This window comes from Paractinoplanes aksuensis (assembly GCF_024137025.1).
Lineage (GTDB): Bacteria > Actinomycetota > Actinomycetes > Mycobacteriales > Micromonosporaceae > Actinoplanes > Actinoplanes aksuensis.
Map to the genome: position 1 here is coordinate 1 of NZ_JAMYJR010000079.1, position 10,781 is coordinate 10,781.

Consider the following 10,781-nt stretch of genomic DNA (forward strand, 5'->3'; position numbering starts at 1 on the left):
TCGGAGTCGGCCGATCTGCGGATCAGCGAGGTCGTGTCGACCGCGAGCGGTGTGCGCTACTCGGCTGAGCTCGACGGTAAGCCGCTCGGCGAGATCCGGCTGTCGCTGCCGGGCCGGCACATGGGTTTGAACAGCGCGGCCGCGGTGCTGACCGCGCTGCGGCTCGGCCTGCCGCTCGACAAGATCGTCGAGGCTTTGGCGTCGTTCCCGGGGGTGCGGCGGCGCTTCGAGCGCAAGGGCATCGCGGCCGGTGTGCGGGTCTACGACGAGTACGCCTACCACCCGACCTCGGTCGAGGCTGCGCTGCGCACGCTGCGTGAGGTGGCGGGGGACGGCCGGCTGCTGGTGGTCTTCCAGCCGTACCGGGTCTATCGCACCCGTGACCTGCAGGCCGAGCTGGCCCGCGGGCTGGGCCTGGCCGACCAGGTCATCTGCATGGAGGTCTTCGGCCCGGGTGAGGTGCGCGGTCCCGGTGAGGGCGGGGTGGCGCTGACCGCGGCCATCGACCTGCCGGCCGACCGCAAGGTCTTCGTGCCGGACTGGGAGGACGTGCCGGCCGAGGTTGTGCGGCGCAGCCGGCCGGGCGACGTCGTGGTGACCATGGGCGCCCCGCCGATCTCGCTGATGGGTGACGAGCTGCTGGCCGCACTCGACGCCGCCGACCGTCGTTAGGGCAGCGGCGACGGGACCACGGCCCGTTGAATTGCGAGGTGGCATTCGGCCCGCGACCGGAGTGCGGGCCGACGAGGCAGGGCGATAAAGGTGTGGGGATGTCTTTATCGCCCCTCCGCGTCAGCGACGGATGTCGCCATCCTGCGCCCGCAACGCGCAGAGAACGGCCATGCCGATCCGGACGAAGCGGCGTTCGGCCTCGTCGGCTGCTGACCGGTCATCCCGGCCGACATCGGTCACGGTGCTCAACGCGCTCCGCGCTGCCGCAATGGTTCGTTCCATCGCGCCTTGCAGCGCCCGAACGTCGGTCCCGGTACCTACCTCGGATCGCAGGGACTCGAGGGCTGCAGCGAGCCGCGCGGTCGAATCGGCCAGCGGTGCCGTCGGGCCGCGCAAGTCGAGAGCGCTGCGGGCGACGCCGGCAACAACAGCGGTGGCTCCCAACCGGACCAACTCCGCCGTCGGCCACCGGTAGGGTGATTGCGCAGGCTGTCCCGTTTCCTGCGCAGGGTACGAAAATCCGCTGGGCACGAATACGTCGTCGACCGTCACCCGGCCGGACGCCATCCACGTCGGGAAATTTCCGGTTGTGTCGGCCGTCCGCGCCGCCCCCCGAGGTATGACAAGGAAACGAGGTTCGCCCTCATCGGTGTGGGCGCACAGCAGGAACCAGTCGGCCCGGCGAGCCCCTGGAACTGCTTCCCACCGGCCCGAGAGGCGATATCCGCCGCCCACTGCCTCGATCTGGCCTACTTGTCGGGAGCAGGCGATCAACGGATCCGGCCCCATGCCCCACACCCACGAGACTGCCTCGCCGGCCCGATCCGCGATGAAGCCCATATTCAGGCTTCACAGGATCCATGCGGTGGGACCATCGACCCGCGCAATCTGTTCCAACAAAGTGAGGACGTCGGCCGGCGACGCTTCGAACCCACCCAGCTCGCGCGGCGCATAAAGTCGGAACGCCTGCTCAGAGATCAACGCTTCGAGCAGGTCGTCGGGCATCCGCCCGAGCTTTTCCGCCCGTTCCCGGCTCTCCTCGATCAGGGATGACAATGTTCCTGCCAGGCCGGCCGGCTCGGCGCTGGCGAAAGGTCCGGTCCGGTCGGCACTCCCCGAGGCAGGGCCGAGTTCAGAGGTCTGGTCGTCTGGGCATTTGATCTGCACCGCTACCGCCGATCTGTTCATGGGCTCACTCACGAATACGGCCCGGGGCGGCAGCAGTTCAATGTGGACAGCATGGTCACATGCGGTGTGGCAGATCTCGTCGACGCCGAGGCACGCATTTCCTCAGCCGCAGTGACGCTCGTCATTACCTCTCCGACGGCACGCACAGCCCGGCCCGGGACCGCCCTTCGAAGACGACGGTGGCGTAGCCGTGAACGCTGCCGCCGGGATCGGACCGGTGATCGTGCTCGGGGCCACGCGTAGGCGGCTGCACCGAACAGTCGATCCGGTTCGCCACGTTTAACTTTCAGCAGTATTTGCGGACTCGGTCGAACCTGCCGGCCTACGGCCAGCGTTGCCCTCTTCTCTACGCATACTTCGGGGCATCGTTCATGGATCGTCCATGAATTCAACGACATATTGCTGCACGTCTACGGAAGGGAGTTGAATGTTTGCTTGATCGTCCGACTTGCTGATGGTTCAGTGGAGGTCATTACTGAACCGAGCAAAGGAAAATGATCCATGCGATTCAAGTCGGTCGTCACTGCCCTCATGGCCATGACCGTCATGGCCACCGGCATTGTCAGCTTTTCAGGGACGGCTCAAGCGGAGCCGTTCGAATTTCACATGCAGAATGTGAAGACGAGCGAATGCCTCGACAGTAACTCAAGCGGCGATGTCTACACGCGGCCGTGCCAATTCGGAAACATGTATCAAACCTGGTACAAGGTGAACATCAAGGGTGACCAGTTGCGAAATAAGGCGACGGGTCGCTGCTTGGACAATGCCGAAAAGGAATTCAAGGTATACACAAACCCCTGCGACGAAAATGGCAACAACCGCTACCAGAGGTGGAACCAGTGGACGAAGAACGACCTGCGCAAATACACCAGCTTCGCCACCACCAGGGCTCTCGTCAGCAACGGCCCGAATAACGCCACCATGCGAAACCACAGCTACGAATGGTTCGACAGCGCTGAGCAGTGGCGCACAGTCAATTTCGGCTGACTTCGACGATGGAGCCGGAGGCGGCTCGCTTCAGCCTTACCCGCTGCTAGCTCCGCGCTGCCCCGCTGTACCGGGTAAGAGCTTGATCGCGCTCCTCGGGCCGGTCGGGCGATGAACAGGCGCAGCAACGCCGCGACAAGCGACATCATGGGGCGCCAGGGGTGCCCAGGCAATGGCGACAATGAGCTTCCACGTGTCTCGCCGGTGATTACCGAAGAGCCGGAGCGGGTCGGGTCCTTCCGGTTTGCGGACCCGGCCCGCGTAGGCGGCGGTTCCGGCGCCGCTCACGTGTAGCTGCATCCAGCTTTCGACCCCTGGCCCTTCGTCGATGGGGGAGCTCGTCCAGTAGGCAGGCTCGGGCAAGAGTCGATGGCCGCCTACGCCTGGCTCGTCGCTGGCCGCGCGTTGACCGCAAAGGGAATCAGCCCCGGCGAAGACATGATGTAATGCCACCACCGGTGAACACAGCGCGAGGACGACCCCAATGGCGGCCTGGGATTCGCCGGCCGTGAGATGTCGGCGTACCAGGATGAACGAGAGCGGCAGCGCACCCACCATGACGCCCTGCAGGACCTGGCCAAGCAGCAGCACCGGCAGGTTCGGCGCCAGGCCGGCCAGCAGCTTCTTGCTGGTCAGTTCACCGAACCAGACGGACTTGACCTGACAGTGGTGAGGGGGGAGGTGTACGGCTTCCTCGGGCCGAACGGCAGCGGCAAGATCACCTTGATCCGCGTACTGCTGGGGCTGCTACGCCCGGACGGCGGTGAGGTTCAGCTGCTCGGCGGCGACCTGTGGCGCGACGCCGACTCGTTGCCCGCGCCTGGCGTACGTCCGAGATCACCGTCTTGCCGCGGCTGCCGTTCCGCACATTCGTCGACTCACGACCCGGCTCGTCCTGGTTCTTCTCATGGCCGAGGTGCTCGACCACCCGCCAGACTCTGACCAAGATGCTCGAAGACGAGATGACCGCGTCCGAGCCGGCCGTCATCAGCGAGCCCTATCAGCAGATCCTCGCCGTGTTCACCCCCGACCGCGGTGCCCTGCGCGCCGAAGACGTCGGCCAAGCGCTGGGCATCGGCACCGAACCCAAGGACACCGAAGGTATCCGCGCCAAAATGAAACGCCTGGTGAACCGGCAGATCCTGACCGAGAATCAACCCGGACCACTTACCTTGAGCCAGAAACGGTCATAACCTCACGAACGCCCTATCACTCCGCCGCCCGCGAACTCGAGTTCGATCCGTGCATCCTCGACGAAGCCTCCAAAGCCACTGCCACGGAAACCTGCGGCCCGCTCGAAACGCTGGATCCTCGTCGACGACCCCAACCAGCTACCACCCATGCAAGAAGAAGTCGTCGGCCGCCCCGACCTCATGCAACGCCACGAACTCGAACGCGCCGACGTCGAACACACACTGCTCCAGCGCCTACGCCGACGGTCAGACTATGGGATCGATGATGAGGCCCTTATCGGCCGACTGCGAAGAGTGGATCATAACGGTTCCGCTTGTTGACGGGAACCACAGTCCGGGCTTGACGAGGGTGTGAATCGGGCCTCGAGGATCATGTGCGCTGAGCAGGTTGGTCCCTCGATCGCGCCATTCCCATCGGATTGTTTCCCAAAGCCCGCGAGCCGCGTCACGGTGCCCATCGGCGTACCAGAACTTGTCCGTAATGACGTTGCGTAAGCGGCCGTCAGCCGGAAGTACCCGGAAGAAGTGGTTCACGAGGCGGAAAGAGGGCGAAGGGTGTTCCACCACGTATGACTGCACCAGCCCTTCCTCACGCAGGCCGATACCGGCAAGCAGGCGTCCGCGAGAGTCGGTGGCCACCACATAGTGATTGATGGGCTGCGATGATGGACTCGTGCTCAGCCAGCGTCGCAGCTTTTCCGGGCTCCACCGTATCGAGAAGGACCAGCGGCGCTTCAGTAAAGCTTCTGCGATCTGATCCAGGTCATCCTCGTTGGCCGGCCGGATCTCGATTTCCGGACGCCGTTTTGGCGGCGATGTAAGCATCGGGACCATCATGAGAGTGATGCGGCCTGCGTTTTCGCTGGCCCAGTGCCGGTTCGCAGCCTCTGATGCTTTGTTTCCCGTCTGAATGTGAGCAACTGTGACGACGCCTTTTCCTGCCTCATTCTCGGCAAGTTGCGTCACAAATTTTGCAAGTCGGGAGGCGATGCCGCGGCGGCGGTAGCTGGGGTGCACGATCGCGGAATGTACGAATGCATACGGTCGCCACTCTCCGGCGAACCAGCACTCGCCGATGCTCATCTTTCCTGCGCCAATCATGACATCCGAGTCGGGATCACGGACGATGATGTTCAAGACTCGGTCATGGATTCCTGAGTCGGAATGCGTCTCCGGCAAGTGGCGCTCACGCCGGAAATTTAGCTTTCCGCCGTCGGACGATGCGTCCGCTAGCTGTTGAATTTCTGTATAGTCGGAGGAATTTGCTATTTCCATGCGAATCTTGTCCAGGTTCATCTGCTTAAGCCTTCTCCACTGCTTTCACGCACCGGCCATTCGTCTCAGATCAATAGCTGAGGTCGTAGAGGGCGCAGAAATGCCGTGTCCAGCAGGTTGTCCACGTCGTCACAAAATCAGCGTCGATATTCAACGTCTCCGGTGCTCTGGCGTCTCCTCTGAAATAATCGAGATATTCAACGCATAGCCGGCCATGCGTGACGACATACAGTCCGGCCGGTAAGTTGGCTGAGTCGCTCAATGCTGACGGTAAATTGGGCTTATCCGGGCAATGGCGTCCACTGTGTAATAGTTTCGCACATAAGTCCGTCCTGAGTCCAGAGCGTCGAAAGTCACTGAATACTGGAAGTGGCAGAATGAACTGGGGCTGTCAGGTGCGTACCGGCGGGGTATGTTCATCGGCCGATGCCTGCCGTCGCTTTCTGCACTGACGTTCGGCGCTGCGGCCCCGGGCGTTCGGTCCGGCGGTCCCTCGTTACGAGCTGAGCATCTGCAGCTGGGAGACTTTCATGCAATTGCCACTTATCCCGGTGGCAGTCTCGCGGCTCGCTGCAGCCGGCACGAAATCCAACCCCTGCATGTGCCCATTCCCATCTCTTAGTAGGTGATTGGATGGTGGCGGATCGGGTGGCGTCCCGGTCCGCCACGGGTCAAGCGCCGGAGCATCTGACTGATCGCGGTCCAGTGAACCTTTTCAACCTCCGTAGGTCAGGTTCTCTCCGTGATGTGGGACGAGGATGGCCCGCACGATCGTGGTCGCTCGGTGCGGGCTGCGGCGCAGCCTGGTCAGGACTTTCCAAGTCTTGAGGGTGGCGTTGGCGCGCTCGCCGATGGCGTGGACCCGGGCTTTGGGTGCGATTGACTTTCTCCTGCCAGCGGGAGAGTTTCGGCCGGTAGCGGTGTCGTTCGAACGGTGTCCGGATGCTGCCGTGGGCTCCTTGGTACGTCTTGTCGGCGAACGTCATCACGCTCGCGCTGGTCAGCGCCTCGATGATGGCGTGGGAGCGGGCCGCGGTTCAGGTCATGGGTGGCACCTGGCAGCGCGGCCGACGCCCAGATCAGCCGGCCTGCCGATCAGCGACGAGTACGGCGTGTTCCTGGGCCTGGACGTCGGCAAGAGCGACCACACGCGGTCGCGTTGGACCCGGCGGGCAAGCGGCTGCATGACGCGGCGTTGCCGAACACCGAGGCCGGGCTGCGGAAACTGTTCGACAAACTCGCCCGGCACGGCCGGATCCTGGCGGTGGTCGATCAGCCTGCCTCGATCGGTGCCCTGCCGGTTGCGGTCGCCCGGGCGGCTGGGCATCAGATCGCCTACCTGCCGGGCCTGGTCATGCACAGGTTGGCTGACCTGCACCCGGGCACGGCGAAGACCGACGCCCGTGACGCCTACGTGATCGCAGATGCGGCCCGGACTCTGCCGCACACTCTGCGCCGGGTCGACGCCGGCGACGACACCCTCGCCGAGCTGGAGATACTGGTCGGCTACGACGATGACCTGGCCGGTGAGGTCACCCGCATCTCGAATCGGATCCGGGGGCTGCTCACCCAGATCCACCCGCCGCTGGAACGAGTGCTGGGCCCGAAAGTGCAGCATGCCGCGGCGCTGGAACTGTTGTCGCGGTGTGGCGGCCCGGCCGGACTGCGCAAGGCGGGCCGGTCGAAACTCGCCGAGATCGTCAAACCGCGTGCGCCCAGGATGGGGGTCGCCTGGTCGAGCAGATCTTTACTGCCCTGGATGCTCAGACCGTGGTGGTTCCCGGCACGACGGCGGCCGAGACGATCCTGCCGAAGCTGGCGGACAGCCTGCGGGACCTGCTGAAACAACGTGATCAGGTCGCCGGCCAGGTGGAGGAGATGCTTGATGCTCACCCTCTTCCGGTACTGGTTCGACGGCGTCATGTCCAAGGGCATGATCGCGCTTACCGGCCTCCTTGCTTTCGGCAGTGTCGTGCTCATCGCGGTCATGTCGCTGGTGAGCACGGTCTTGGGGCTGTGGCCGGGCGAGCAGAAGAGCTTCGAGAACTGAGCGAACGCATCCGAACCAGCTGCCGAAACGGACTGGGTCGAGCTCCGAAAGAGCGGGGGCGCGTCCGGTTCGCCAATTGATCGCATTGTGCAAGGGCCTGAGGCGATCGTGACCGCGAGGCCGGGCTTCCGGCAGTTTGATGGAGGCGCCGCGGGGAGGAACCCGGCGGATAGATCGGAGAGGCCTGCAATGTCGCTCAATTCCTATGTCACCATGGGCCGGTCGGGCCTGCGCGTCAGCCCTTTCACGCTGGGCACCATGACCTTCGGTGAAGATTGGCAGCTGGGAAGTTCGCCGGAGGAGGCCAAGGATGTGCTGGCCGCCTACATCGACCGGGGCGGGAACAGCCTGGACACCGCCAACCTCTACACCAACGGTCACGCGGAGAAAATTGTCGGGGACTACCTCGAGAGTCGTCCTGGGCTTCGTGACCGGCTGGTCATCGGCACGAAGTTCTTCGGCAACCTGCACCTCGGTGACCCCAACGGGGGTGGCGCCGGCCGCAAGGGCATCACCCACCAGTTGGAGGACTCGCTGCGTCGGCTGCGGACCGATTATGTCGACATCTACTGGCTGCACAACTACAACCCGCGGAACCCGATCGACGAGACGATGAGGACGTTGGACGACCTCGTGAGCGCGGGCAAGATCCGCTATGTGGGGATGTCCGATCTGCCGGCCTGGCGATTCACCGAGGCCAGCGTTCTCGCCAACTTCCGGGGCTGGGCACCGGTCACCGCGGTGCAGCTCGAGTACTCGCTGCTCGAACGTACCGCGGAAGGTGAGGTCATCCCGGCGGCTGAGGCTTTCGGCGCCGGAATCATGCCGTGGAGCCCTCTGCGCAGCGGGCGCCTCTCGGGAACGTACGGCAGTGACCGGCCCGTGCCGGACACCATCAAGACCACGATGATGGGCATGCCCACCGACACCGAGTTCCGCGTCATCGACGCGGTGAACGAGATCGCGGACGAGGCCGGTGTCAGCTCGGCGCAGATCGCCCTGGCCTGGGTCCGCGGCCGTCGTGCGGTCACGTCCACGATCATCGGTGCGCGGACGCTGCGTCAGCTCGAAGCCAACCTGGCATCGCTCGATGTGCAGCTGTCGGAGGATCACCGGAAGCGGCTGGATGAGGTGTCCGAGCCTCAGCTGAGCTTCCCCGCCTCGGTGAACAGGCTCGCGGCGGCAATGGAGTTCGGCGGGTCGACGGTCGACGGCCGGGCCCACGACGTCTTCCCGCCCCTGGCCGGGAATCCCACCCGGTACTGAACCTCAGGCCGGAGAGGACGGCATCGCCCCTGGCTCGTGGCCAGGGGCGTCCCGCCCGGGTGATACGCCGAACATCCGGCGGTACTCACGTGTGAACTGCGACGGGCTGCGGTATCCCACCATGTGCCCGACAGCGGCGACGTTGTCCGCCCCGCCGATGATCTCTGCTCGGGCCCTCTGCAGACGCAACTGCTTCTGATACTGCAGCGGAGTCAGCGCGGTGGCCGCCCGGAAATGCCGATTGAGCGTCGGCACGCTGACTCGGACATGGTCCGCCAGATCGGAGATCCGGATGACCTGGTCGAAGTGGTCACGGATCCAAGTCGCGGCATCCCGGGCCACCGCCCTCGGGCCGTCGAGCCGTCCCAGGCGGCGGACGACTGCTGCCTGCGGCCCGTTCAGAAGCCGCCAGTGAATCTCCCGCTCGACGGTCGGCGCGAGCACGGCGAAGTCGCGCGGCCGATCGATCAGCTTCAACAGCCGGACGATCGCCTCGATGAGAGGGCCTTCGGCGGCCGCGACCGCCACGGCTGGTTCCGGCTCCTTGGGCATCTTGATTGGGGCGGCCGGATGGTCGAGCAGTTCCACGACGAGTTCCGGCCGGACCGGCATGACAAACCCGAGATAAGGGCCGGCGTACGCGATCTGCGCCGTCACCGGCAGCTCCGGGGCGGTTACCAGATACTGGCCGGGTCCGCAGTCCCACCGCCTGGATCCCCACGTGATCCGCTTGGTGCCCTGCGCCGACACGGCGAACGTGGGGCCGGTGAACCCGCAGGAAGGTCGCGCAACCCGTGTCGTGGCGATGACCCGCATACCCGACGCCCATCGGGCACGATGCTCCGTGCTGAAGCTCAGACGCCTGATCTGATCGCGCAGCTCGATCAGTGGGTCCGTACCGTGGCCGTGCCACGCCTCCATCACCCCGGGCGGAGGCACCATGGGACCGCGTCGATCGGGAAACATTTCCACCTCGTCGTTGATTCTTGTCGCTCGTCGAGCGTCTGAGATCAGCAAGAGGCTTCCCGGCGATAACGTGATCAGTGCGGGCTGACTGGCAATCGTCGATCTTGCGGATCGAGGGGATGGTCTCCGGATTCAGCTCTCCGGCGACGGGATGTCAGTACTGAACGCCAATTTCCGGCCGGCCTCGATGTCCCCGGTGAGAGCCTGCACAGGAGTCTGGGCGAGGCTGAAGGAGTCCGAGCCGAGCAGCTGATGCAGCGGGGCTTGGCCCGAGTCGACCACCTCGATGATCGCGGCCGCCACCTTGACCGGGTCGCCGAGCTGGCTCCCCGGCATCGCCAGGTGGGCCTCAGTCATCTCGCGGATCGCCTCGTAGCCGGCCACCTGGTTCTCCGGCAGGGCGAGCGCCGGCGGCTTCAGGAAATCGGTTCGGGTGTAGCCCGGCTCGATGACGTTGACTTTGATGCCGAATCCGGCGACCTCGCCGGCCAACGCGTCCGACAGGCCTTCGAGGGCGTACTTGGCCGAGCAGTAGAGAGCCCATCCCGGGAAAGCCGTGAGGCCCAGCACGGATGAGACCTTGATGATGTGACCGCGGCCGTTGGCCCGCATGCTCGGAAGCGCCGCACGCAGCACGTTCCAGGTGCCGAAGACCTGCACCTGGAACATCCTTCGCACTTCGACGTGGGCGGTTTCCTCGACGGCGCCGAGGAAACCGTAGCCCGCGTTGTTAACGACCACGTCGATGCCGTCGAACCGTTTCTCGGCGGCCGTGACCGCTCCGGTGACGGCACCCTCGTCAGTGAGATCGAGTTCGAGCGGAAGCAGACGTTCGTGGGCGACAGAGCCCAGGGCCTCGTCCAGGCGGCTCGCCGATCGGGTAGTCGCGGCGACATTGTCGCCCCGCGTCAGCAACTGCTTGACGAGCTCGAGACCGAGACCCCGGGACGCACCGGCGACGAACCAGGTGGACATGAGACTCTCCTTGCGCCATGAGCCTGCCGGCGGTGAGCCGATAAAGGCAGCAAAACTTGACCTTGTGCCCGAGTTGAGAAGTGATCCGCCTGACGGTGGGCTCGCCGGCCGCAGGCGCACCGTGTGCTATCGCGGGCGGGTGCCGACGGCCACCCACATGGTGAAGGCGAGCAGGAAGGTGCCGTCGTCGACGGCTTCGTCGATGGTGT

At 64.8% G+C, this 10,781-nt stretch carries 11 protein-coding genes and 3 pseudogenes; 8 read left to right on the forward strand and 6 right to left on the reverse strand.

All coding sequences use genetic code 11. The features are described 5' to 3' along the window. Positions 1–672, forward strand: a 672-nt coding sequence (locus M1L60_RS46460; protein WP_274622938.1) for a glutamate ligase domain-containing protein, incomplete at its 5' end; no start/stop codon positions are given. Positions 673–792: 120 nt separating this feature from the next. Here M1L60_RS46460 and M1L60_RS46465 read toward each other — a convergent pair. Next, positions 793–1,224 (reverse strand): hypothetical protein, encoded by a 432-nt coding sequence (locus M1L60_RS46465; protein WP_253244038.1) that lies wholly within the window; start codon positions 1,222–1,224, stop codon positions 793–795. A 297-nt stretch (positions 1,225–1,521) separates the two neighbouring features. Further along, positions 1,522–1,860, reverse strand: a complete 339-nt coding sequence (locus tag M1L60_RS46470; RefSeq protein ID WP_253244039.1) for a hypothetical protein — start codon at positions 1,858–1,860, stop codon at positions 1,522–1,524. Between the two features lie 501 nt (positions 1,861–2,361). On the opposite strand from M1L60_RS46470, the gene M1L60_RS46475 reads away from it, so the two are divergent. From M1L60_RS46475 to M1L60_RS46485, 3 genes and pseudogenes are all read left to right on the forward strand, one after another. Beyond that, positions 2,362–2,847 (forward strand): RICIN domain-containing protein, encoded by a 486-nt coding sequence (locus tag M1L60_RS46475; RefSeq protein ID WP_253244040.1) that lies wholly within the window; start codon positions 2,362–2,364, stop codon positions 2,845–2,847. Between the two features lie 573 nt (positions 2,848–3,420). Beyond that, positions 3,421–3,660, forward strand: a pseudogene (locus M1L60_RS46480) (ATP-binding cassette domain-containing protein); the annotation flags it as partial. 134 nt (positions 3,661–3,794) lie between these two features. Beyond that, a complete protein-coding gene (locus M1L60_RS46485; RefSeq protein WP_253244041.1) occupies positions 3,795–4,040 on the forward strand; it encodes a hypothetical protein in 246 nt (81 codons plus the stop codon). A 246-nt stretch (positions 4,041–4,286) separates the two neighbouring features. On the opposite strand, the gene M1L60_RS46490 is transcribed toward M1L60_RS46485, so the two are convergent. Together M1L60_RS46490 and M1L60_RS46495 are read right to left on the reverse strand one after the other, a co-directional pair. Further along, on the reverse strand, positions 4,287–5,336 hold the full coding sequence (locus M1L60_RS46490; RefSeq protein WP_253244042.1) for a GNAT family N-acetyltransferase: 1,050 nt from the start codon (positions 5,334–5,336) through the stop codon (positions 4,287–4,289). A gap of 694 nt (positions 5,337–6,030) precedes the next feature. Further along, positions 6,031–6,407: pseudogene (locus M1L60_RS46495) on the reverse strand (transposase family protein); the annotation flags it as partial. Positions 6,408–6,409: 2 nt separating this feature from the next. Here M1L60_RS46495 and M1L60_RS46500 point away from each other — a divergent pair. The 3 genes and pseudogenes from M1L60_RS46500 to M1L60_RS46510 form a co-directional block, all read left to right on the forward strand. Continuing rightward, positions 6,410–7,214: pseudogene (locus M1L60_RS46500) on the forward strand (IS110 family transposase); the annotation flags it as partial. Then, positions 7,201–7,365 (forward strand): hypothetical protein, encoded by a 165-nt coding sequence (locus M1L60_RS46505; RefSeq protein ID WP_253244047.1) that lies wholly within the window; start codon positions 7,201–7,203, stop codon positions 7,363–7,365. The pseudogene M1L60_RS46500 and the gene M1L60_RS46505, both read left to right, overlap by 14 nt. Positions 7,366–7,554: 189 nt before the next feature. After that, positions 7,555–8,631, forward strand: coding sequence for an aldo/keto reductase (locus tag M1L60_RS46510; protein ID WP_253244043.1), 1,077 nt, complete (start codon positions 7,555–7,557; stop codon positions 8,629–8,631). Positions 8,632–8,634: 3 nt separating this feature from the next. On the opposite strand, the gene M1L60_RS46515 is transcribed toward M1L60_RS46510, so the two are convergent. Both M1L60_RS46515 and M1L60_RS46520 read right to left on the reverse strand, forming a co-directional pair. Next, positions 8,635–9,648 (reverse strand): AraC family transcriptional regulator, encoded by a 1,014-nt coding sequence (locus M1L60_RS46515; RefSeq protein WP_253244044.1) that lies wholly within the window; start codon positions 9,646–9,648, stop codon positions 8,635–8,637. An 81-nt stretch (positions 9,649–9,729) separates the two neighbouring features. Continuing rightward, positions 9,730–10,572, reverse strand: coding sequence for an SDR family NAD(P)-dependent oxidoreductase (locus M1L60_RS46520; RefSeq protein WP_253244045.1), 843 nt, complete (start codon positions 10,570–10,572; stop codon positions 9,730–9,732). Between M1L60_RS46520 and M1L60_RS46525 the strand changes: the two genes are divergently transcribed. After that, a partial coding sequence (locus M1L60_RS46525) for a hypothetical protein (protein ID WP_253244046.1) occupies positions 10,571–10,781 on the forward strand: 211 nt, incomplete at its 3' end. The two genes, M1L60_RS46520 and M1L60_RS46525, sit on opposite strands and share 2 nt — an antisense overlap.